General features: G+C 55.4%; 18 protein-coding genes. 7 read left to right on the forward strand and 11 right to left on the reverse strand.

The features are described 5' to 3' along the window. Window positions 1–27: 27 nt before the first annotated feature. From miaA to tsaE, 7 genes are all read right to left on the reverse strand, one after another. Window positions 28–984 carry a tRNA (adenosine(37)-N6)-dimethylallyltransferase MiaA gene (gene miaA / locus LG203_RS04130; RefSeq protein WP_230344614.1) on the reverse strand — a complete coding sequence of 319 codons (957 nt, stop codon included), beginning with the start codon at window positions 982–984 and terminating at the stop codon, window positions 28–30. Window positions 985–1,078: 94 nt separating this feature from the next. Beyond that, a complete protein-coding gene (gene thiD / locus LG203_RS04135; protein ID WP_230344615.1) occupies window positions 1,079–1,918 on the reverse strand; it encodes a bifunctional hydroxymethylpyrimidine kinase/phosphomethylpyrimidine kinase in 840 nt (279 codons plus the stop codon). A gap of 99 nt (window positions 1,919–2,017) precedes the next feature. Beyond that, a complete protein-coding gene (gene mutL, locus LG203_RS04140; protein WP_230344616.1) occupies window positions 2,018–3,892 on the reverse strand; it encodes a DNA mismatch repair endonuclease MutL in 1,875 nt (624 codons plus the stop codon). A gap of 173 nt (window positions 3,893–4,065) precedes the next feature. Continuing rightward, window positions 4,066–4,437: a putative quinol monooxygenase gene (locus LG203_RS04145; protein ID WP_013442147.1), complete on the reverse strand. Its 372-nt coding sequence runs from the start codon at window positions 4,435–4,437 to the stop codon at window positions 4,066–4,068. 68 nt (window positions 4,438–4,505) lie between these two features. Further along, on the reverse strand, window positions 4,506–5,861 hold the full coding sequence (locus tag LG203_RS04150) for an MBL fold metallo-hydrolase (protein ID WP_230344617.1): 1,356 nt from the start codon (window positions 5,859–5,861) through the stop codon (window positions 4,506–4,508). A gap of 24 nt (window positions 5,862–5,885) precedes the next feature. Further along, a complete protein-coding gene (locus tag LG203_RS04155) occupies window positions 5,886–7,271 on the reverse strand; it encodes an N-acetylmuramoyl-L-alanine amidase (RefSeq protein WP_230344618.1) in 1,386 nt (461 codons plus the stop codon). Then, window positions 7,249–7,716, reverse strand: a complete 468-nt coding sequence (gene tsaE / locus LG203_RS04160; protein WP_230344619.1) for a tRNA (adenosine(37)-N6)-threonylcarbamoyltransferase complex ATPase subunit type 1 TsaE — start codon at window positions 7,714–7,716, stop codon at window positions 7,249–7,251. Before tsaE ends, LG203_RS04155 begins: the two co-directional genes overlap by 23 nt. Here tsaE and queG point away from each other — a divergent pair, their 5' ends adjacent. Genes queG through LG203_RS04180 form a run of 4 tightly spaced genes read left to right on the forward strand, consistent with a single transcriptional unit; the run spans window position 7,717 to window position 12,324 of the window. Further along, window positions 7,717–8,829 carry a tRNA epoxyqueuosine(34) reductase QueG gene (gene queG, locus LG203_RS04165; protein WP_230345028.1) on the forward strand — a complete coding sequence of 371 codons (1,113 nt, stop codon included), beginning with the start codon at window positions 7,717–7,719 and terminating at the stop codon, window positions 8,827–8,829. Between the two features lie 31 nt (window positions 8,830–8,860). Continuing rightward, complete coding sequence (locus LG203_RS04170; protein ID WP_230344620.1) at window positions 8,861–10,480, forward strand: ArnT family glycosyltransferase; 1,620 nt, start codon at window positions 8,861–8,863, stop codon at window positions 10,478–10,480. 23 nt (window positions 10,481–10,503) lie between these two features. Continuing rightward, entirely contained in the window at window positions 10,504–11,502 is a 999-nt protein-coding gene (locus tag LG203_RS04175; RefSeq protein ID WP_230344621.1) for a glycosyltransferase family 2 protein, read from the forward strand. Window positions 11,503–11,508: 6 nt separating this feature from the next. After that, window positions 11,509–12,324 carry a ChbG/HpnK family deacetylase gene (locus LG203_RS04180; protein ID WP_230345029.1) on the forward strand — a complete coding sequence of 272 codons (816 nt, stop codon included), beginning with the start codon at window positions 11,509–11,511 and terminating at the stop codon, window positions 12,322–12,324. Window positions 12,325–12,390: 66 nt separating this feature from the next. On the opposite strand, the gene LG203_RS04185 is transcribed toward LG203_RS04180, so the two are convergent. Further along, window positions 12,391–12,855 carry a hypothetical protein gene (locus LG203_RS04185; RefSeq protein ID WP_230344622.1) on the reverse strand — a complete coding sequence of 155 codons (465 nt, stop codon included), beginning with the start codon at window positions 12,853–12,855 and terminating at the stop codon, window positions 12,391–12,393. A 201-nt stretch (window positions 12,856–13,056) separates the two neighbouring features. On the opposite strand from LG203_RS04185, the gene LG203_RS04190 reads away from it, so the two are divergent. The 3 genes from LG203_RS04190 to LG203_RS04200 all read left to right on the forward strand — a co-directional run bounded on the left by LG203_RS04190 (window position 13,057) and on the right by LG203_RS04200 (window position 18,565). After that, complete coding sequence (locus LG203_RS04190; protein ID WP_230344623.1) at window positions 13,057–14,703, forward strand: glycoside hydrolase family 17 protein; 1,647 nt, start codon at window positions 13,057–13,059, stop codon at window positions 14,701–14,703. After that, window positions 14,703–17,306, forward strand: coding sequence for a glycosyltransferase (locus tag LG203_RS04195; RefSeq protein WP_230344624.1), 2,604 nt, complete (start codon window positions 14,703–14,705; stop codon window positions 17,304–17,306). Before LG203_RS04190 ends, LG203_RS04195 begins: the two co-directional genes overlap by 1 nt. 272 nt (window positions 17,307–17,578) lie before the next feature. After that, complete coding sequence (locus tag LG203_RS04200) at window positions 17,579–18,565, forward strand: hypothetical protein (RefSeq protein ID WP_230344625.1); 987 nt, start codon at window positions 17,579–17,581, stop codon at window positions 18,563–18,565. Window positions 18,566–18,686: 121 nt separating this feature from the next. Here LG203_RS04200 and LG203_RS04205 read toward each other — a convergent pair whose 3' ends face one another. The 3 genes from LG203_RS04205 to LG203_RS04215 all read right to left on the reverse strand — a co-directional run bounded on the left by LG203_RS04205 (window position 18,687) and on the right by LG203_RS04215 (window position 23,604). Further along, window positions 18,687–20,546, reverse strand: a complete 1,860-nt coding sequence (locus tag LG203_RS04205; protein WP_230344626.1) for a GGDEF domain-containing protein — start codon at window positions 20,544–20,546, stop codon at window positions 18,687–18,689. 80 nt (window positions 20,547–20,626) lie between these two features. Continuing rightward, a complete protein-coding gene (locus LG203_RS04210) occupies window positions 20,627–21,556 on the reverse strand; it encodes an ROK family protein (RefSeq protein WP_230344627.1) in 930 nt (309 codons plus the stop codon). Between the two features lie 41 nt (window positions 21,557–21,597). Further along, window positions 21,598–23,604 carry an alpha-amylase/4-alpha-glucanotransferase domain-containing protein gene (locus tag LG203_RS04215; RefSeq protein WP_230344628.1) on the reverse strand — a complete coding sequence of 669 codons (2,007 nt, stop codon included), beginning with the start codon at window positions 23,602–23,604 and terminating at the stop codon, window positions 21,598–21,600. Between the last annotated feature and the right edge of the window lie 42 nt (window positions 23,605–23,646).

Below are 23,646 nucleotides of genomic sequence, written 5' to 3' on the forward strand. Positions count from 1 at the left end.
ACCTCACCTGATTCCGTATATTCGGGATCAGGTTCCCTCTGCAAGGAACTGATTTATTGCAGAAAGTACCTTGACTTCAATATCAGAAGCCAGGCAATCCATCTCGACCGTATCCTGCATGCCACGTAACCACGTCAGCTGGCGCTTGGCCAGTTGCCGGGTAGCCACAATCCCCTTTTCACGCATGGTGGCATGGTCGATCTGCTGATCCAGAAATTCCCACACCTGCCGATACCCCACGCAACGCATGGATGGCAGCCCGAGATGCAAGGCTGGATACTTCTGGCGCAGATGTTCGACTTCTGCGATCAGGCCTTGTTGCAGCATCAGGTCAAAGCGCTCGGCGATACGCGCATGCAGCACGCTCCGATCCGACGGCACCAGCGCCAGCTTGAGCAAGCGATAGGGAAACGAGCTGCCGTTATCGTCGACAAACAAGGCGGACATCGGACCGCCACTCAATTCGCAGACTTCCAGGGCACGCTGTATGCGCTGCGAATCCGTGGGTTTTAATCGAGCAGCGGTTTCCGGATCCAAGGTTGCCAAGCGGGCATGCATGGCCGGCCAGCCCAACACGGCGGCCTCCTCATCCAGGCGTTGCCTCAGATCGGCATCCGCTTGCGGCAGGTTATTAAGCCCGTCCTGCAAGGCCTTGAAATACAACATGGTGCCACCCACCAGCAGCGGTATGCGGCCACGCGCCGTGATGTCGGCCATCAATTGCAAGGCATCATGGCGAAAATGCGCCGCGGAATACGATTGCAAAGGGGAAATGACATTCAGGAGATGGTGTGGGGCCAGCTTTAAAGTAGCGGCATCCGGCTTGGCACTGCCAATATCCATATCCTGATAGACCAACGCGGAATCCACACTGATCAGTTCCACTGGCAGTTGTTGAGCAAGGGCGACGGCCAGACCGGTTTTACCGCTCGCCGTAGGCCCCATCAGAAAGATGGCTGGCGGAAGCGTCAGCGGCTCACTCATGCCAAACTACCCATGCATGCATGAGCATAGTGGCCAGGAATCTGGGGCAGATCATTAATTACAATCAACATGAACAAATATTCTTAACTTTTTGTTATTTATTTAATTTTATTTTCATTTCAACAGGAGAGAATCCGTGATTCATGGGCCCTGTACCTTGCCCCATCTTGACCGCAGCTCCTGCCGCAATCGCCTGCATCACGTAATCTCTGGCCGCGATCACCGCTTGCGGCAAGCTCTCGCCCAAGCCCAGAAAGGCGGCAATTGCCGATGACAACGTGCAACCGGCGCCGTGCAGATTCAAGGTGACGATACGGGGCGAGCGCATGACCAGCGGCTCGCCACCTTCCTCCTGAAAAATATCCACCACGTCGTGCCCCGGCATATGGCCACCTTTCACCAGCACCGCGCGTGCACCCAGCTGCAAAAGATCGGCGGCAGCCTGCAGCATGTCATCCTGCGTCAGCAATGGTCGTCCCAGCAGCATGGCGGCCTCGTCCAGATTGGGCGTCACCACGCTGGCGCGTGGAAACAACTCACGCACCAGGGTTTGCACGGCTTCATCGCTGATCAGCCGGGCGCCATTCGCCGCCGCCATGACCGGATCCAGCACTATCTGCGACAAGCCATGCTCATCCAGCGCCTGCGCCACGGTGATGACGACTTCAGGTGCATGCAGCATGCCGATCTTCACCGCATCCACGCCTATATCCTCCACCACCGCATCAATTTGCGCGCGCAGGATATCCTGCGGCACGCCATGAATCGCGCGCACCCCACAGGTATTTTGCGCGGTCAAGGCTGTAATCGCCGTCATACCATAGCAACCCAGCGCGGAGAAGGTCTTGAGGTCGGCCTGTATGCCCGCCCCACCACCGCTGTCAGAGCCGGCAATGGAGAGAATACGGGGGTAGGTGTAATGCGTTTTCAACATGAGGGATGATCTTTACCGGGTGAGGCTACACATAGGCCGCGACGGCCGTCATTTATGAAGAAGAACACGCAAGCCAGCAAGAGAAAAACCATGGCTTGGCTACTTGCCACGCATGAACATTTTATCGAGGTCGGCCATCGTCGCCTGAAACCAGGTGGGGCGCCCATGATTGCACTGGCCGGAACGTTCGGTCGCTTCCATGTCGCGCAGCAAGGCGTTCATTTCCTGGATGCTGAGGATACGGTTGGCACGCACGGCGGCATGGCAGGCCATGGTCGCCAGCAACTCGTTGCGGCGTTCAGTCAATACGCGGCTGCCTCCGTATTCGCGCAGGTCGCGCAATACATCGCGGGCCAGTGCGACCGCATCCGCATCCTGCAACATGGCCGGAATGGCGCGTACCGCGAGGGTCGATGGTGATAATTGCACAATTTCGAACCCGAGCTGATGCAGGGTTTGCTGGCCTTCTGGCGTCGACAGCTGCTCTTGTACCGTGGCGACTTCAAAGCGGTCAGCATTGAAGCTGACGGGCAGCAACAATGGTTGCATGGGAACGCTATCGCCATCCAGCGCGTTTTTCAGGCGCTCGTACATGATGCGCTCATGGGCGGCATGCATATCCACCACAATCAGGCCCAGGGCGTTTTGTGCGAGCACATAAACCCCATGCAGCTGCGCCAGTGCAAACCCCAGGGGGTACTCCTGCGTAGCTTGCTCCGGACTCAGGCCGGAAGAGGCTTGCGGTGGCGCCAAGGTAGCCTGCATGTCTGGCTGGTTGATGCCACTGGACACCAATGGCGATGACGTATCAACCGCCTCGCGAGGCAGTCCCCCGAACAAGGTCTGATAAAACCCCGGCGCTTCATTGGCGCGCAGATCAAAGCTGCCCTGCTGGCGCGGATAAGGCTGACCAGCCGGGATGCCGGAAGAATAGCTGATGGCAGGTGCGGCAACAGGCGGTGGTACCAGCCCATTGGCTGGCAAGCCAACAGGGGTCGCCAGCGCCTTGTGCAGCGCATGGAAAATGAACCGGTGCACGGCCTGCCCTTCGCGGAAACGCACCTCGGTTTTGCTGGGATGCACATTCACATCCACCAGCGTAGGGTCCAGCTCCAGGAACAAGGCGAAGGCCGGGTGGCGATCATGATGCAATACGTCCTGATAGGCCTGACGTATGGCGTGGCTGATCAGCTTGTCACGCACAAAGCGGCCGTTGACATACACATATTGCGTATCGCGCGCACTGCGTGAAAACGTCGGTTTGGCGGCCATGCCCCAGAGACGCAAGCCACCGGCAGACTCATCCAGTTCAAACGCTTCGGCGGAAAAATCCGGCCCCAGCACTTCGGTGAATCTGCGCTTGGCCGCGCCTGGCGCGAGTCGCATCAAGGCGCGGCCATTATGCTGCAACATGAAGCCGACATCGGGGCGCGACAGGGCAATGCGGCGGAATGCTTCTTCACAATGCCCGAATTCGGTTTGCTCGGTTTTCAGGAATTTACGCCGCGCTGGCGTGTTGAAATAAATATCCTGCACTTCCACGATGGTGCCGCGATCCAATGCCGCGGGTGACGCATCGCCCAGCAGGCCGCCATCGGCGGCAATACGCCAGGCGTGGCTGGCTTCAGCGTGGCGACTGGTAATGGAGGTGCGCGAAATCGAGGCAATACTGGCCAGCGCCTCGCCACGGAAGCCTAGGCTAGCAACGCTTTCAAGATCATCCAACGAGGCAATTTTGCTGGTGGCATGCCGTGTCAGCGCGAGGGTGAGATCGCCATGGGGAATACCATTACCATCATCCGTCACGCGCAGCAATTTCACACCGCCCTGCCCCAGTGTCACGGCGATATCCGCGCTGCCGGCGTCCAGGCTGTTTTCCATCAGCTCTTTCAAGGCGGAAGCGGGACGTTCTACCACCTCGCCAGCCGCAATCTGGCTGATGAGCTGGTCTGGCAGAAGTTTAATCAGGGACATGGATGAATAGGCGCAAACGGGGCCGGGTAATCATGGAAAGCCTATTTTAACCGCAGCCGGCCATGATTACCTATGCGATTTTAGCCATCCTGGATGGCTAAAAGTCAGAAGGAAGTTTGCTCACCATGCAGCGACCAAGCGCATTCGGGCAAGCAGCTTACAAAGCTTGGAGCTTACAAACCGTCGATAAAGCGCAGGCCGTATTTCTTGGTGTTTACGCTCTGGGCACCCGCCACTTCGCTTTCAGCACCGATCTTGGATGCCAGCAAATCCACCGGGATGATGACCGGCTGTTCCGCCAGCAGATCATCGGCGACAGCAAACAAGGCATCTGCCACTTTGCCTTTCAGGTGGCTATTGCGGCCATCCTCGCTGCTGAAGCTGTCAAATATACCGAATGCGGTATCGGTGAACTTGAGTGCATACCAGGTAATGGTTTCGCTCTCGGCCAACACCAGAGGCAGTGCATTTTTCAGGAACTCTTCTACCTCTTTCGCCTTTTCCGGTTTTGCCTCCAGGCGAACATATAACGCTGTTTTACTCATTTCCTATCCTTGGTCAGGTGTTACAAATAAACGATACAACTACATCATGCTTGGGTCGTGGCTATGGATCACAAATCCACGGACTCAAGATATTCAGGCACAGTCACATTCCATGCAAGCCGTTCCTCAATGCGAAGTCTGAGGGCATCGGCCGCAATTGGTTCGCCGTGCGTGATGAAGGTACGCTTCGGCTGTGCCGTAAAATTATCCAGCCAGTGCAATATCTCATTGTAATCCGCGTGTGCAGAAAAGCTTGAAATGAATTCCACCTCGGCATTAATGGGCACATAGCCGCCATGAATCTTGACGCTACTTGCGCCATTGATCATCGCCGCACCGCGCGTACCAGCGGCCTGATAACCGGCAAACAGAATGGTGTTGCGCGGGTCTGGCCCGAAAGCCTTGATATGGTGAACCACGCGCCCACCGGAGGCCATGCCGCTTGCGGCCAGGATGATCACTGGATGGTTGATTTCATTCAGCGCCTGCGACTCTTCCACGCTGTTGACCATGCGTGCGGTCCGCATGATCTCGCGGCACTCTGCGGCATTGAGTTTGTGTTCGCCTGCATGCCGCATGAAGATGTCCGTGGCATCCACGGCCATCGGGCTGTTCAGATAAACAGGAATATCCGGTATCAGGCCCTGCTTTTTCAGTTTGTGGATGTAATACAGCAACTCTTGTGCGCGACCCACCGCAAACACTGGGACAAGCAGCACGCCACGACGGCGCGCCGTACGGTTAATGATCTCGGCCAGACGCTCATCGGGTGTGGATTGATCATGCAATCTATCCCCGTAGGTCGACTCCACCACCAGATAATCTGCCTCAGCCACCGGCGTCGGTGGCAGCATCAGCGGATCATGCAAGCGCCCAAGGTCGCCCGAAAACAGAATGGAGGTCGCGCTATCCTTAAGCAGCACCAAGCTTGCACCCAGAATATGACCTGCGGGTGACAGCTTGATGGTCACCCCAGGCACGACTTCTACTGTTTCTTCAAATTCCACTGGTGTCAGCAAGGCCACCGCACGGGCGGCATCCTCCTGAGTGTACAAAGGCAAGGCGGGGTTATGTTTGGAAAAGCCACGCTTATTGGCATAGCGGGCTTCTTCTTCCTGCAGGTGTGCCGAGTCCGGCAGCATGATTTCGCACAAATCGCGCGTGGCACTGCTGCAATAGACGCGACCATTGAAACCATTTTTCACCAGCAAGGGCAGATAGCCGGTATGGTCGATGTGCGCATGGGTCAGCACGACAGCATCAATACTGGCAGGGTCTATCGGCAGCCTGGCCCAGTTTTTAAGCCGTAATTGCTTTAAGCCCTGAAACAGACCGCAATCGATCAGCACACGCTTGCTGCCACAGGTGATCAGGTATTTTGAGCCGGTCACGGTGCCAGTGGCGCCGAGGAAAGTGATTTTCATAAGCAGAATCGCCTGTTTTAGTGCTTATTTTTCAGCCATTTTAGGCTTGGCCAGGGCTGGATTGCTGGAGAAGTATTTTTTGATGCCGGTCAGAATAGAGGCCACGAGCTTGTCCTGATGATTTTCATCATTAAGCTTGCGCTCCTCTTCCGGATTGGTAATAAACGCCGTTTCCACCAGGATAGAGGGAATATCCGGAGATTTCAGCACGGCGAATCCCGCCTGCTCCACGCTATGCTTGTGCAAGTTGTTGATTTTCCCTACGTTATCCAGCACGGATTTACCGAGCTTGAGACTGTCATTGATGGTGGCTGTTTGCGAAAGATCGAGCAAGGTACGGGCAAGATAGGGATCTTTCACATCAAAGCTCACGCCGCCGATCAGGTCAGACTCGTTTTCGCGCTGCGCCAGCAAGCGCGCCATGGCACTGGTGGCGCCATGCTCTGACAGGGCAAATACCGATGAGCCCTTGGCTTGAGAGCTCAATGCCGCATCGGCATGAATCGATACGAACAGATCTGCTTGCAGCTTGCGCGCCTTGACGACGCGGCCATGCAAAGGAATAAAGTAATCGCCATCGCGCGTCAGCACGCCACGCATATTGGGCTCAGCATCCACTGCCTGCTTGAGCTTTTTGGCAATGGCGAGCGTGATGTTTTTCTCGTATGAACCATTGGCGCCCTTGGCACCGGGGTCTTCGCCACCATGCCCTGCATCAATGGCGATGGTAATCACGCGCCCACCCTCTCGACTCTTGTTGGGTTCGGCCTTGAGTACGGGAGCCGCCTTGCCGCTGTCAGGCGCTTTGGCTGTCTCGGGCATGGACTGCGCCATGGTCTGCTCAGGCTTGCCGGGCAGATTGATCTCTGGCGCCTTGCTGGTATCCAGCGGAGCCGCCGTTTCTGGTTGCGCCAGCACCTTAACATCCGGTTTCATTACCTGCTCAGCACTGGAGGCTGGTGTTTCACGCTGCTCCAGCATGGCCATCAATGGATCAAGCGCAGGATAAATATCCAGCACCAGGCGATGCTGGTATTCACCGGCAGGCAGCAGTGTGGCGAGTTCTGGGCGGATGTCGGTTTTCAGGTCGATCACCATGCGTACGACCCCGGGCTTGAAATTGCCAACGCGTATCTGGCGGATATAAGGATCAGAAGCCAGTACCCGATCGCTCAGGCTTTTGAGATTGGAGCCCAGATCCACATCTTCAAGATCAACCACCAGACGCTCCGGGTCTTTCAGCCGCAACAGGTTATAGCTGATGGGCTTGTTCGACTCCAGGGTGATGCGGGTGTAATCGGGGGCGGGCCAGACGCGGGTTGCCGTCACGGTAGTCGCGGCTACCGCCTGGATACTGAAAAATACCAGCAGGAATGAACATGCCAGTTTAAGCGTGCGCAAGAGATTCAACGACAGCTTCCCCTGTTTGACTATTGGCGCTGACGGTGATCTTGCGGCCGCCAGCGTTGGGTTTGAGATGAATATCAAGATCGGGCTGTGGAATGAGCTCACCAGCTTTTTCCGGCCACTCCACCAGGCAAATCGTGGCCGGATTAAAGTAATCGCGAAAGCCTGCCGCATCCCATTCCTCAGGATCAACAAAACGATACAGGTCAAAATGGTATACGGCTAGCGCATCCAGCACATAAGGTTCAACCAGGGTATACGTTGGGCTTTTGACTTTGCCGATATGGCCCAGGGCATGTAGCAGGCCACGCACCAGCGTGGTTTTGCCGGCCCCTAGGTCACCATGCAGGTAAACGGTTAAGCCTGGGGTGACGGCCTTTGCCAGTTGCGCCCCGAAATGCAGGGTGGCAGCCTCATCGGCCAGGTCAAATGTAATATCATGTGCCATATGCAATTTACTTCAGACAGCCCTGTGTTGCCCATTGATCTGCCAGCGTTGGCGCGGGATATCAAGCGCTGGGCGCAAGAGCTTGGGTTCAGCCAGCTTGGCATTACCGATACCGACCTCAGCGCCGCTGAGCCTGCCCATCAGGCCTGGCTGGAAAAAGGATTTCATGGTGCCATGGATTATATGGCAAAACATGGCAGCAAACGTACCCGCCCGCAGGAATTAGTCCCGGGCACCTTACGTATTTTGTCAGTCCGCATGAATTATCAGCCGCCAGCCACGCGCGACAGCTGGGAGGTCATGGCCGATGGAGAAAGCGCCTTTATTTCGCGTTATGCCCTGGGTCGGGATTATCACAAGGTATTGCGCAGTCGGTTGCAACAGCTGTGCGATCGCATTGCTGCCCACATTGCCCCGCTGACCGGCGACAGTTTTGATTACCGCGTGTTTACCGATAGCGCGCCGGTACTCGAAGTTGAGTTGGCACAAAAAGCCGGGCTGGGCTGGCGCGGCAAGCACACCCTGCTGCTATCGCGCGATGCTGGTTCCTGGTTTTTTCTGGGGGAGATTTATACCAACCTGCCCTTGCCGGTGGATACGCCCGGGCAAAACCATTGCGGCACTTGCCACGCCTGCATGGATATCTGCCCGACCCAGGCGATAGTCGCACCTTATGAAGTGGATGCCCGCCGCTGCATTTCGTATCTGACCATTGAACTCAAGGACAGCATTCCGGAAGCCCTGCGGCCGTTAATAGGCAATCGTGTCTATGGCTGTGATGACTGCCAACTGGCTTGCCCATGGAACAAGTTTGGCCAGCTGACCGCGCAGGAGGATTTTCACGTGCGCCACGGCCTGGACAATGCCAGCCTGATGGAGCTGTTCGGCTGGGATGAGGCCACGTTCAAGGATCGCATGGCAGGCAGTGCCATTTACCGTATTGGCCACGAACAATGGCTACGCAATATTGCCGTGGGCCTGGGCAATGCGCCGTCCAGCCCGGAGGTGGTCCGTGCCTTGAAGAAACGGCTGGATCACCCTTCCCCGCTGGTCAACGAGCATGTGCGCTGGGCGTTAAAACAGCATGAACATTTATCGGCGGCAGCGCTATAATGCCGCACCTCAACTAGTGCCATAAACTCAATTGTTTAATCCATCGGTTTTCCGTCGCCTGACGATTATTCTTCTGATAGCCCTTGGGCTTTTCATTCTGCTGACCTTTGAACAATACGGCATCAGTAATGATGAAGAGGTGCAGCATATTTATGGGCGCTTGCTGCTGGATTTCTACACCTCCGGATTTGCCGATCAGGACGCATTCCACTATCGCAATCTCTACCTCTATGGCGGCTTCTTTGATCTGGTGGCAGCCGTGCTGGAGAAATTCGTTCCGATATGGATCTGGGATCTGCGCCATCTGCTTTCGGCCGCATTCGGCCTGTCTGGCATCATTGCTTCCTATAAAGCTGCTCGCCTGCTCGGCAATGAGCGCAGCGGGTTTATTGTGGCGGTGCTTCTTGCCATTACGGGCGCCTGGACAGGCGCCATGTTTACCCATACCAAGGATGTTCCGTTTGCCACCTGCATGGTGTGGGCACTGTATTACTCCATGCGCTTATCGCGCCAGCTGCCAAAGCCCAGCCTGGGCTTGTGCATCAAGCTCGGCATTGCCGTGGGGTGCGCCCTGGGTTTACGCATCGGCGGGGTATTCTCAGTGTTTTATTTGCTGCTGGCGGTCTTTATTGGTGGCTGGCTCGCTGCCCCGGGCTTCCAGCAAAAATGGCAATACTGGCTCACCTCGGCCTGGCGCCTTTTGCCGGCAGGAATCACCGCCTTTGCCCTGATGGCACTGTTTTGGCCCTGGGGCGTCATGTCGCCAGAACATCCACTGCAGGCGGCTGAGGCCTTCTCGCACTTTGCCTTCAACATGCTGACCGTGATGGATGGCGAAGTAATGAAGATCGGCGAAGTACCACGGGAGTATCTGCCCTCTTACTTGTTGGTGCGTCTGCCTGAAGTCTTCCTGCTTGGGCTGCTTGCGATGATCATCATAGGCGCACGCCATATCCGCGAATGGCGGGTGCAGCATAAGCAATTCCTGCCGTGGTTGCTGGTGTGCGTTGCGGCGCTGTTCCCACTGATGTTCATTTTGCTGGACAAGCCAGCGCTTTATAACGGTGTACGACACTTCACTTTCCTGATTCCACCACTCGCCATACTCTCCGGGCTGGGCCTCAGCATGAGCTGGGATGCGCTGGCGAACTTTAGCAAACTGAGATGGCTGGCTGCCGGGGTGGTTACCGCTCTCACGGTGGCTACCACCGTCACCATGGTGCAGCTGCACCCCTATGAATATATCTACTACAACCGCTTGGCAGGTTCGATGCCCTATGCCGAAAGTCATTGGGAGGGGGATTATTGGTCAAGCAGCCTGCGTGAAGCCGCAGAGATACTGGAAGACAAGCTCCCCGAGCTGCAGTCCGTGGACAAGCAGGCTGGCGATGGTCTCAATCATGCACCTTATAAGGTGGCCGTTTGCGCAGAATCCATACAGGGCGATGCGTATCTGGATCATCGCTTCCAGATCACGAGTGACTGGGTCAGTGCGGACTTTTTTATTTCCAGCACCAATATGAACTGCGATAAAGTATTGCAAGGCAAGATTATTGGCACGGTGGAACGCATGGGCGCCGTTCTCGCAGTGGTGAAGGACAGGCGTAACCTGCATCCCAAGTACCGTTTCCCGCGCCCTGCCCCCCATTAACCCGGACTCATGAGTCGACAATTATGGTATTAGACCGCGCCTGCGCTAACCCACATATTACGGTGATTGTGCCTGCCTTCAATGAGGAAGCGGCCATCCACCTGACCCTGGAAAACATTGCCAACCAGCTGAACCAGCTTAGCCCCAATTGGGATATCGTTGTGATTGATGATGGCAGCCGCGATCGTACTGCGCAGATCGTGCGCAATATGCCGTCTTTCCTGAATACAACACTGGTCCGCTTTTCGCGGAATTTTGGCAAGGAATACGCCATCAGCGCGGGGCTCGAATATGCCACAGGCGACATCGTCGTCTGCATGGACGCAGATGGGCAACATTCGTCGGATCTGGTGTCCGACATGCTGGCGCAATGGCGCCAGGGCTACGACATGGTCTATGCAGTACGCAATGACCGCGCCGTGGAGTCCCGTTTCAAGCGCTGGGGATCACGCCTGTTTTATCGCGCCATCAGTCTTGGTGGTCAGATTCATATCCCGCGCGATGCAGGTGACTTCCGCCTGATGGATCGCAAAGTGGTGGATGCCTTGCGTGCGCTGCCCGAGCGCAATCGTTTCATGAAAGGCATGTATGCCTGGGTCGGTTACAAGTCGATAGGCATTCCTTACACCCCCTTGCCTCGCCTGCATGGTGAAAGTGCCTTTTCTCGCCTGCGTCTGATGAGCCTGGCGTGGACAGGCATTACCAGTTTTTCGGTCATTCCCTTGCGGCTCGCCAGCGCGGTGGGCGGCATATTGGCATTGCTGGCATTCATTTACGGCATGACGGTCGTGGTCGACAAGCTATTCCTGCATGAATCCATCCCTGGCTGGCCGACGACCATTGCCAGCATCATGTTCTTCTCAGGCGTGCAACTGCTGTTCATCGGCATTCTGGGCGAGTATCTCGCCCGTATTTACGATGAAGTCAAAGGACGTCCGCCCTACATCGTGGCCGAGGTGACAAGTCCACAAAAAGCGCAGTCGGCCCCCACCGAGAGCGAAGCTGCAGGCACAAGCGAGTAAGCCGTGATGCATCCCCTGGTCATCAGTGCCGATGATTATGCTTACCATCAGGCAGTCGATGATGGCATTCTGGGCCTGATTCGTCAGGGCAGACTCACCGCGACTTCGTGCATGGTGATGAGCCCACGCTGGCCAGAGGCAGCCAAAGCACTGACCAGCGATATCCGGCAAAAAGCAGACATTGGATTGCACTTGGACTTTACCGAGTTCGGCGAACCGGTGTGCCAGCCTCTGTCCAGACTTATTCTTCGCAGCTTTTTGCATAGCCTGTCGGCCGAGGCAATTCGGCAGAACATCAAGGGGCAACTTGCCCGATTTGAAGAAGCCCTTGGTACCAGACCGGACTACATTGACGGTCATCAGCACGTGCATCAGCTTCCGCAAATTCGGCAGGCACTGCTCGACATCCTCAAACAGCGCTACGGCCAGCATGGTCCCTGGATAAGAATTTCCAACCCGCCCCCTGCCGATGGCCTGAAAGGCCATATCATCCGCAGCCTGGGGGCGCAGGCACTTAAGCGGCACGCTATCAAGCAAGGTCTCCACTGCAGCAGCCGTTTGCTGGGCGTATATGATTTTAATGACAACGCAATGCCTTACATCGAGCGACTGCGTATCTGCCTGCAACAAGCGCAAAAAACCGATGGCATGCCTGTGCTGATGTGTCATCCGGCCCTGCCGGATAGCGCAGCGCCCGCCAGCGATCCGATTGCCCTCGCCCGTGGTGCCGAGTTTATCGCGCTGGCCAGTCCTGATTTTGCGGCGCGGCTCAATGCGTTTGCCATTACGCCGGTACGCGGAAGCACATACCCGCCAGCATAGATTCAACATCCACAGCCAATAAAAAAGCCCGGTATCTCCGGGCTTTTTTATTGGCTGGTACATGCCTTATTTCTTTTTGTCCTTGGGTTTTACTGCAGTTGCCAGCGGTGCTTTCAGCACGCAATTTTCACTACCGTAAACGCCGCCATTGTCATCGCCTTCGTAATACAGACGGCGGAAAGTCCAGTGACCTTGGGCATTCTTTTTCACCAAGGCCACGCCAGTGCTGTGATCCAGGTTTTTCTTTTCCGAAAAATTGAAGCTGATGGCAAGGCGATTGCCATCAGCGGCCACCTGGCCGCGGTAGGTGACTGAATTTTCAGTTTCGACTTCGTAATGGTATGCACCAAAGGTACCAGCACTGCTGACGTTATTGAGACGCAAGGTAGCGGTAACGGTGTAATCCCCTACCTGATCATTATTACCCTTGCATTCATACACTCCACTATAATTTTTGCCGGAAAAAGGAATTTTTGCTTGCGCAATACTGGCAACGCCCAGTAATGCGATGGCCAAAATGGTTTTTTTCATTGGGTTGTTTCTCTACCAGTCATTTACAATTCTTTGCTATTGTAACGCGAAGCCACGCGATTCAGCAGGTATTTACAGGTTTCATTTTGTCATCGGCGGCCTCCTGCATTATTATTCGGAAGGATCTGCTCGCCTTGGCGTCTATCTGCTTTCAATATCCGTTTTTACCAAGAGTCTATACATCTTACCGCTCGGGAACCTATGCCTAATGTCAGCACTCCACGATTGTGGATATACAGTATATTCAATTTAAGCCTGCTTGTTCTACTGGGTGCATGGCTCTGGTCTCAAAACAAACCGGTGAACCTGACGGAAGCCACGCTACCGGAAAGTGGCAAACTGCAATGCGTGTCCTATGCCCCGTATTACGGCAAAGACCAGACGCCTTTCATCAAAGGTACCGTGATCAGCCGTCAACAAATCGACCGCGATCTCGAATTACTGGCAAAGCGCTCTGAATGCGTACGCATCTATTCGGTCAGCCAGGGCCTGGACTATGTTCCTGAAGCCGCGGCGCGTTTAGGCCTTAAAGTATTGATGGGTGCCTGGATAGGGGCCGACAAGATCGAGAATGATCGCGAGGTTGCGCTGGCCATCAAGCTTGCCAATGAGTATCCGCAAGCAATCCGCGCCATGGTCATTGGCAATGAAGTACTGCTGCGCAAGGAGCAAACGGCAGAGCAACTCAAGGCGTACTTTGATCAGGTCAAAGCCGCCACGCATGTGCCGATTACCTACGCTGACGTCTGGGAGTTCTGGTTAAAGCACAAAGAGCTGGAAAGCTCAGTGGATTTTGTCACCGTGCATGTATTGCCTTACTGGGAAGATGATCCACAACCGATTGAGCGAGCCATCAGCCATGCCACTGGCGTGATGCAGCGCCTGCAAGCCAGCTTTAGCAAGCCGTTGCTGATCGGCGAAACCGGTTGGCCCTCTGTTGGCCGTCAGCGCAATGGCTCGAAGCCTAGCCTGCTTAACCAGGCTGAATACATCCGGGCGTTTGTCAGCACGGCGCAACACAATGGCTGGCAATACAATGTGATTGAAGCGATGGATCAACCATGGAAGCGTGAGCTGGAAGGCGCTGTAGGAGGCTACTGGGGGCTTTACACCACCGATCTTGAGCCCAAGTTCCCATTCAATGGCCCAGTCAGCGAGCGTCATGACCAGCCAGCCGAGCTTGCCATCTGGCTGGCGGTGGGTGCAGTGGCCCTGATTCTGTTTACCTTGCTGGCCGATGAACGTCGTCTGCCTGCACTGATCGGTTCCGGCCTGCTGGGTGCGCTTGCCGGGCTGTGTGCCAGGTTGCAATGGCAATACCTGATTGAAGCCTGCCGCAACACGCTGGAATGGAGCCTGCTCGGGGGCGTCACCATCGCGGGCATATTGCTGCTGATTGCGATACCCACACAGTTCAATCGCCAGTCGGACAGTGGAAACAAGCTGATCAAGCTTTGCATGTGGCTGATTGCCATCGGTGTATTTACCTGCTGCATGCTGAGCCTGCCGACGTTGCAGATCGTGAATATTTTCGGGCTGACCGATCCTTTTGCCACGCGCTGGCTGTTTGAGATTGATGGTCGCTATCGTGATTTCCCGCTGCCGCTGTATGCGCTGCCGGTTATCCAGCTGGCCATTGGCCTGACCATATTGAACATCAGCCGCAGCAATACATGGCGGCCTTACAAGGCACTCAACCTACTGGCACTGGCCGCCATGGTGGCCTGCATTGCCTTTGAAACAGAAAACCGTCAGGCCATCGCCTGGTTGCTGCTGGTGCTGGCGACGACCTATGCCACCTGGCCCCGGACTACCCTTTTACACAAACTTAAAACGCTGAACGCCTAATGACTATTGCCAAACGTTTTGTCACCCCGCTGCTGTTTGCAGCGGCCATCGCCGCTGCGCATTTCGGATTATGGGCCGCCACCAATGGCACGCTGGAGCTGATTGATGCCCCCCCGCTGGTACGCGGCTTTGCCTACAGCGGCTATCAGCTCGACCAGAGCCCGCTGGATAAAAAATACCCCAGCAGTGCCGAGTTGATGCGCGATCTGCGCATGCTGCACAACTATACCAATCGTATCCGTACATATGGTTCGCTGGAGCTGGCTGAAATCCCGGCACTGGCTTCGCGCCTGGGCATGAAAGTGACGGCGGGCGCCTGGCTGCAAGGGGATGATGCGGCCAATCGCCGCGAAATTGCCGCCCTGGAAACGCAAGTTGCCACCTACCCGCAGATCGAGCGTGTGATCATCGGTAACGAAGCCATGCTGCGCGCCGACCTCACCGTGGAGCAAATGATAGGCTATCTGGATGAGGTGCGTGAAAATGTCAATGTTCCGGTATCCACCGCAGAACCCTGGCACGTCTGGTTGAAAAACCCCGAGCTGGTGCGTCATGTCGATTTCATTACGGTGCACTTGCTACCCTACCACGAGGGCGTGCCCGCAGATAAAGCGGTGGAATATGCATTTCAGCGCTATCAAGAGTTGATGGAGAAGTACCCGCGCAAAAAGATTGTCATTGGCGAAATCGGCTGGCCTAGCGAAGGCCCTGCCATTGGCGCAGCCGTCGCATCCAAGGTTAATCAGGCGCAATTTGTCCGTGAATTCCTGGCAAAAACGGCTTACCAGAACTACGACTATTATCTGATGGAAGCCATCGACCAGCCATGGAAGGTCAAGGTTGAGGGCTGGGCGGGTGCGTATTGGGGCATGTTTGATGGCAAGCGCCAGATGAAATACTCGCTGCAAGGTGCTGTCCCCACCGACACCCGCTGGCTAATCAAGGCCAGCTGGGCCACGTTCCTGGGTTTCCTGCCCATTCTGTTCATTGCCTATCGTTTCCGGCATTGGGGTCTCGGCGGGCGACTGTCGATGGCGATATTGCTGCAGGCTTGCATCACCACCCTGGTGATCGCATACAACCTGCCGAGCGATTATTACTACAGCCTGCGAGACTTTATTGTGTTGATCGGCCTCATCATCGGTATGGCGCTGACCTCAGCTGTCTTGATGATCTATGGTGTGGAATTCAGCGAGGTGATGTTCAAGGGTGGCTGGCAACGTGCTTTCAAGCGTGCCAAGCCGCTACCAGCCGAGCAGGAAAAATTCGTCTCTGTGCATCTCGCCTGCTACAACGAGCCTCCAGAGATGGTAATTGCCACCATTGAAAGCCTGGGCAAGCTTGATTACACCCATTTCGAAGTCATCGTCGTCGACAATAACACCAAGGATGAAAGCAAGTGGAAGCCGGTGGAAGCCTACATGGCGAACATGCCGGACAACTTCAAGTTCTTCCATCTGCCGCAATGGCCTGGATTCAAGGCAGGCGCGCTGAACTTTGCCCTGCAACAGACTGACCCGCGCACCGAAGTTATTGGCGTGGTGGATGCTGACTACGTCGTCACCCCCGATTGGCTGGGTGCCCTGGTGCCGCATTTCAGCGAGGAAAAAGTCGCTGTGGTACAAGCGCCTCAAGCCCACCGTGAATGGGAAAACAATTTCTTCCGCCGCATGAGCAACTGGGAATTCGAAGGCTTCTTCCGCATTGGCATGCACCATCGCCACGAACGTAACGCCCTTATTCAACACGGCACCATGACACTGGTTCGTCATCAGGCATTGGTGGATGTGGGCGGCTGGTCCGAGTGGTGCATTTGCGAAGATACCGAACTCGGCCTGCGCCTGCTTGAAGAGCAATATGAGCTGCGCTACATCGATGAAACCTTTGGTCGCGGCCTGACGCCTTCTGACTTTAATGCCCTGAAATCGCAGCGTTTCCGCTGGGCGTTTGGCGCCATGCAGATCCTGAAACGTCACATGCCCAAGCTGCTGGGTTCATCCACCCTGAATTTTGGGCAGCGCTATCACTTCCTGACAGGCTGGTTTGGCTGGCTGGGCGATGCATTGCAACTGGTATTCACGCTGAGTTCCATCGGCTGGACCATGGCCATGCTGGCCTTCCCCAAATCCTTCAGTCTGCCGGTGCCTATCATGCTGACGCCAATTTTGTGCTTCCTGGTGGTCAAGGGCGCCTTGGGGCCAGTGCTGTATCGCAAGACCATGAAAGAATGCAAGTGGATGGATATCTTTGGCGCTTCACTGGCCAGCCTGGGTCTATCGCATGCCATTGCCCGCGGGATTATCGCGGGGCTGGTGCAGAAACGTGGTGTTTTCAAGACCACCGCCAAAGGCAAGGGCACAGGCAAACGCAGCCTGATCACCCCCATCCGTGAAGAAATCCTGCTGTTGCTGGCACTTATGGTCGCCGCTGCCGCCATGATTTACTCGCGCGGCATCGAGAATGCGGATGCCCAGTTATGGGTCACCATGCTGGCGCTGCAATCCCTGCCTTACCTCAGCACAGTGGCCTGCCAGATTCTGGCGCAAATGCCTGATCGCAAAGACAAGGTAACCCCGCCGTCAGAAGCCCTCCAGGCAAACTAAACACCTCAAGGCCCTTCGGGGCCTTTTTTCATGCCTGAGCATTTTCATTCCAGACTCAATATTCACCTACGTCCCTGTCAGAATCAGCTTATAGCCAAGCTCCATATTCCCTAGCTGAATTTAGGTAGCTCGCTGACAGGCGTTATTTGGCCCTGCTCATAGAATGATCCCACTGCACACACCGGGTCATCCGTGGACTGCATGAGGTACGTGTCAGCATGCCATGCTGATCGTGCTTTTCAAGATCAACAATATTCAGCTGGAGGAATACCATGGCAACGACACAAACCTATGATGAAACCACAACGGTACGAAGTGGCCCCTACCCTTACGCACCTACCTTTAAAACTATTTCCTGGTCCGCCATTTTTGCGGGTGTGGCGGTGACACTGACCGTCCAGTTTCTATTGAGCATGCTGGGCGCAGGTATCGGCCTCAGCACACTTGATCCCTTGCAAGCCAATGGTACGCCAACAGCAGAAGCCTTTGGCATGGGCGCTGGCTTATGGTGGGTAGTGTCCTTCTTTCTCTCCCTGGTTATTGGCGGCATTGTAGCGGGCGAAATGGCAGGCCTGCCTGCCAGAATGGATGGCGCATTGCATGGCATCGTGACTTGGGCAACCGCCACTCTGCTCGGCGTTTACCTGGTAGGCAGTCTGATAGGCGGCACACTGGCTGGGGTTGGTCATCTTGCCAGCTCAGCGGTAAGCGGCGCAGCGCATGGAGCCGCAGCTGCAACTCCTGATTTGATCAACAAAGGCAAGCAAGAAGTTGCAAACAGCAACTTCTCCTGGGAAACTGCCGAGCGTGAACTGCAAGGTCTGCTGGCGCACGCTGCCAATCAAAGTGGTCAGGCCGCTGCCAATCAGGATGCCGCCAATCAAAGTGAATCTGCCGAAATTTATGCCAAGGTAAAAACCCTGGTTGATCAAGGCAGCAATGCCACTCCGGAAGACCGTCAAGCCGTGGTTGACCTGATTGCCGAAAAAACCGGCATCAGCAAGGAAGAAGCTGCGCAAAAGCTGGATGCATGGGAAAAGTCTGCCAAGGATGCCCAGGCTGCCATCAACCACACTGCTGAAGTAGCGGGTGACAAGGCTGCTGTAGCCGCGGACAAAACTGCCCGCGTAGGTGCACACCTGACCTTGTGGGGCTTTCTGGCCTTTCTGCTCGGTGCTGTGGCTGCGACACTGGGTGGTATTGCCGGTAGCAATTGCCGTGCAACCCGTACAGTAGTGACGACCACCACCCGTTATTAATTCCCTCGCCTGCTCTACGGTGTAAGCCGCGCAGACACAGATATGGATAAACCAACGCCCGGGAAGAGCATCTCCCGGACGTTGGTCTTTTGTGAACCGTCAGCCGCCAACAGGCGATGGGCTATTTGCCACGGCGCTCAAGAAAAAGGCTGTTACCACTGATCTTTTTCGCCTGCTTCTTGGCAATGGTCATTGCCGCCGCTACTTCGTGATGACTCCTGAAGCCCACAGGATCAGCCCTGACGCTGCCGACAGACATGCTCACGAAAGGATAAAACAGAGGGTTCCCCTGACGGTCTTCGGCGGCAATCCCCCCACGCTGACGGTCTGCCTCATCATAGAAGGCTGGAATGGCCTGCGCCATGATATGCAAAACATTCAGGCAGCGCTGTTCCCAATCCTCGCTCTGGAAAATCAGGATGAAATCATCGCCACCGATATGGCCGACAAAATCCAGCTCATTGGCAATCTGCTCATTCAAGAGCTTGCCTGTGTACTGGATCAGCTCATCACCGCGCCTGAAGCCATAGACATCATTAAAAGGCTTGAACGAATCCAGATCACAATAGCAGGCATGAAAGGTAATGCCCGCCTGCAACAGGCGATCCATATGTTCGTTGATCGGGACATTGCCCGGCAGCATGGTCAATGGATTGGCATAGCGTGCGGCATTGATCTGCATCTGGGTAATCTCGCGCAATAAATCATGACCACTGCCCATGCCCAGATAATTGCCCGACTCGGTGATAATGAAACCATTGGATAAGTGATGTGGCTCCATATTGATGATGAGATCGCTCAGCGCTTGCAGACTCAGGCTGTTGTCGACGATCAGGGGCTGGTTGTCCATGAAAATGCTGCAGTAGCGCTTGCCGTAGAGCTCGCGTGTATAAGGCCGCGCCAGATGATCAATCATGTTGTAGCGGCTGATCAGCCCCACCGGGCGTCCCTGTGCCACCACGGGCAGGGAGTACAGCGAGGGCTGCTTTTCAAATATCTGATACACATCGTCATTGCTGGTCTGCGGGCTGACTGGAGACACATAACGAATCAGCTTGCTGATATTGGAGCGGGCCTGCACCGGCACGGCAGCGCTCTGGTAAACATGCACGGCATTGCGCTGCATCAGCTCGGCCGCTACCGGGCTTAAAGCCGTATGCAAGGAGGCCTGCGGTCGATTGATCAGATAGCCCTGCCCATACGGGATTTTCAGATCTTTCACGATCATGAGTTCGGCTTCGGTTTCTATGCCCTCGGCTATCACCTTGGTGCCCGAGTTGAGCGCAATCTGCTGGATGGAACGCACAAAGTCTAGCTTTACCTGATCACGGTCAATATTGCGAATGAAATGCTTGTCTATCTTGACGTAATCGGGACGCAATTCGGACCATAAACGCAGGCTGGAGAAGCCCTCCCCCAAGTCATCCATCGCGATTTCGAAACCCATGCTACGGTAGTGTTCGGCGGCATGCCGCAAGGTATCGTAATCAAAGGTAGGCGAGTTTTCCGTCAGTTCGATAATGACATCGTGCGGATCAAGCCCGAGCTGGTGTATGTAGGAAAGTGTGGCGCCGCGCGCAACGTGAGGTTGCAGCAGGGACGCCGGACTGACGTTGAGGAAAAGCTTGGCGTTGGCCCCCTGCTGGGCAAAGGATTCCAGCACCACCTGCCGGCTGAGATGCTCCACCTCAAGCAAGAGATGGTGCTGTTCCGCCTCATCAAACAGGGCAAGCGGCATGTGCAACCGGGTATCCACTGGCCCGCGAATAAGCCCTTCGTGCCCGAAAATGCTCGCCGTACGCAAATCCGCAATGGGCTGAAAGACCGCCGTCAGTTGGCGATGCTTGAGTATCTTGTGCAATTCCAGGGATGAAATGGCTGTTTCATCCTGAGCCGCAGCACGGATAGCCACTGCCGGCTGTAACACCACTCTGGCGCCCCAGCCATTCAAATGCGATTGTTGTACATGAACCTGTCTCATGATGCCCCCTTTTCGGAGGCGAGCTTAACAGCGGTACATGACAGTTTTGTGGCAGATTTACGGTATCTGTCTGACAGTTTTCAGGCAGATACGGTGAGGATCATTTCGGCCAGCGCTGCTGCCCCAATGATGCCGGCACGATCGCCGCTGGTGGAGCACTGTACGTTTAGCATGTCCTTCAGCACGGGGATCATATCCCGGTCCATCCGTGCAAAAAATGCCGATGCCATCAGATCCCAGGATTGGCTCACGCCTCCACCAATCACGATAAGGCCGACATCCACGGTCTTGACCACATGCGCCAAAGCCTGCGCCAGCGCAGTGCCGGCCACGGCAAAAGCATCAATGGCTGCCTGACCGCCAGCCCTCGCCGCTTGCGCAATCACATCCACTTCCACGCGTTGCCCGGTGGCGGCCTGATAACTGAGAGCAACACCGCTGGCCGAGGCATATTGCTCCATGCAGCCACGATTGCCGCAGCCACACAAGCGGCCATCCGGCACCACAATCAAATGGCCAATCTCCATGGCAACACCATGCTCGCCAGTAAATGCGCGACCTGCATAAATCATTCCGCCGCCCACACCGGTACCAAGACCGGCATATAACAGGCTGTGTGGCTTGGGATCACAGAGCACATATTCACCATAAGCGGCGGCCAGCGCATCGTTTTCCACCACGACTGGCAGGCCAATAGCTGCCGATAGATCGCCCGCCAGATCCACATTACGCAAGCCAGGCAGGTTGGGCGATTGCGCCACCGTACCGTGCACCGGGTCAATGAAACCGGGAAAGCCGATGCCGACTGCCTTGGCTTGCGGAAACTGCGTCAGACATTCACGCAAGGTCGCTGCCGTTGTTGCAATAATCTGGCGCCATGCCTCTTCAGGGCTATGCCGTGCACACAGGCCCGAAAAATCAGCCAGTGCACGTTGCTCGTGAATCAATGCATTGTGTTGCACCACCCCTACCCGCAGGTTGGTGCCTCCGATATCAACACCTAGAAACAAATTCCTATCCCCTGTTCAACATGCTCAACAGCATCAAATGGTTACTTGACATTGAGGTTGATCGTCAGCGGGCCATGCATCTGATTCAATGGCCAGCTCAGCTCGAGCGTCACCGCCTGCATGATCTTTTCAAATCCGGCTTCCGATTGCGAAACGCTGAAATGAGGATAGCTATTCAGATGGCATGGAATATTGACCTCAAGCTCCAGGCTGCCGCCCATCACCGCATCTTCCAGCGTCAGGCATCTTAGCTCTGGCCATTGCAAGGGCTGACCAAAGCCACCGGGGATATGATCACCAATGACAAAACGTCCCGCAGGACCGTCACAACTTGGCATGGCAAGATTGATCTCGACCTTGAAAACGCCATTGGCACTGGAGGTCACTTCATAGATGACTCCCAGAGACTCACCCTGCACGCTGATTTTCTTCTGGAACGTCAGTCCCTTGTAGTCAGACTTGTAGTGCAGAGCATTTTTAATGCCTGCGGCAGGCTTGTAGATCAGGGGGCTGAAACTATCAGCCTCGTGCATGACGAAGTCACAAAACAGCGCTTTGCGATACGCATCGGTGGCAAGGTCAGCCTGCGTGATCTCGTGCTTGAGGCTTAAGCGTTCATGCGGGTTGGCGATTCCCTCCCCGCTATGCGCATGCTCCGGCTGGGCATGTACTTTGCGGTGGTAATGTTCTTCTTGCCGGGTCAAGGTATCGCCAAAATTGTGGTGCAAGCGGTAGCTGTCAAATTCGCAGATGGAAGCTGTCCCGTCCTGACGAATCACTGCCTGCACTTCTCCGCTTTGCAAGAACACCTCGTCATGGCCATCCAGATCAATATCCTCCATGACTTTGGCAGGCCGGCTGGACACCTTGTCCAACAGGCTTTCCAGCTTGAGCATGGCGTTATAGACCGCCCGGCGCAAATGTGGCAGGTATAAGCCGCCAAACAAGCCATGCCAGTAGGCATCGTTTGCCTGCGATTCGTATAACGCCTGGCGCATGTCGCTGGTTTTCTTGTTGTCCGGCAGCTGATTGAAGCGTTCGGACAACGCCAGCATGCGCTTGTGCATCCAGTTCGATTCCGGATAACGCATGAAGAAGTTACGCCAGATACCACCCCGCACATAAGGTTTGGTGATTTCATAACGATTGTTGTATTTTTCCTGCCCGACCAGATCAGCATAATGATGAGCTGCCGGAACTGGTAGGGTCCATTCATTCATTTCGATATACGACGCCGTCGGCAAATAGACCACGCCACGGGTTTTTGCCATGGCATGGTAATCGATGTAGCGCATGGGCTTGATGATCGAAGATGCCAGTACGCCTTCAATAAAGTTACGCAGCCAGCCGCGCTCATACACCCATTCATAGGTTTCAGGCCAGATACCAAACTTTTCAATGTCGTCAAAATAAATGGCAGCGGCCTGCTTGCTGCTGTCAGCCAGGCTTTCCAGGTAACCGACGACTTCGTCGGCTGGTGAAAAAGGCAGGCGGTAGCGCAGCGATTCGGAAATGGGGAAAAGATCAATCTGGCGACCATCTTCTTCAGTGGTGTAATAGCCTTTGAGCGCATCACCGCCCCGGCCGGTGCACATGAAATGATAGTCATCGACCATGACGTAGCGGATACCGGAATCCGACAAGGCCGGCACCACGGTAGCCTCCCATACGCGCTCGGTCAGCCAGGCACCCTGCGGTGTCTGCCCCAGTTTTTTCTTGAGACAGGTGGATAGCATACCAATCTGCCCGATGCGATCACGGGCCGGAATGGAAGCCAGTACTGGTTCGGTAAAGCCCGCGCCGACCAGCTCCGCCTGATCGCGCGCCACCATTTCTTTCAGCAGCGCCATGTCTTCGGGATATTTGTTCAGCATGTATTCCAGCAGCCAGCCGCTGATATGGATGGCAAACTTGAATGCAGGATATTCATGCATGACGCGCAAGAAAGGCCCATAGCAGCGCACATGCGCATCGTCGAGCACGCTCTCGAAATTGCCCACGGGTTGGTGCGCATGGACTCCCAGCAAAAGTGCAACGGTCTTGGCCAAATTACGCTCCTGTCGCTTCAATCGTTAATATTGTATGAGTCA

The sequence above is a fragment of the Methylovorus mays genome (assembly GCF_020531915.1).
GTDB lineage: Bacteria > Pseudomonadota > Gammaproteobacteria > Burkholderiales > Methylophilaceae > Methylovorus > Methylovorus mays.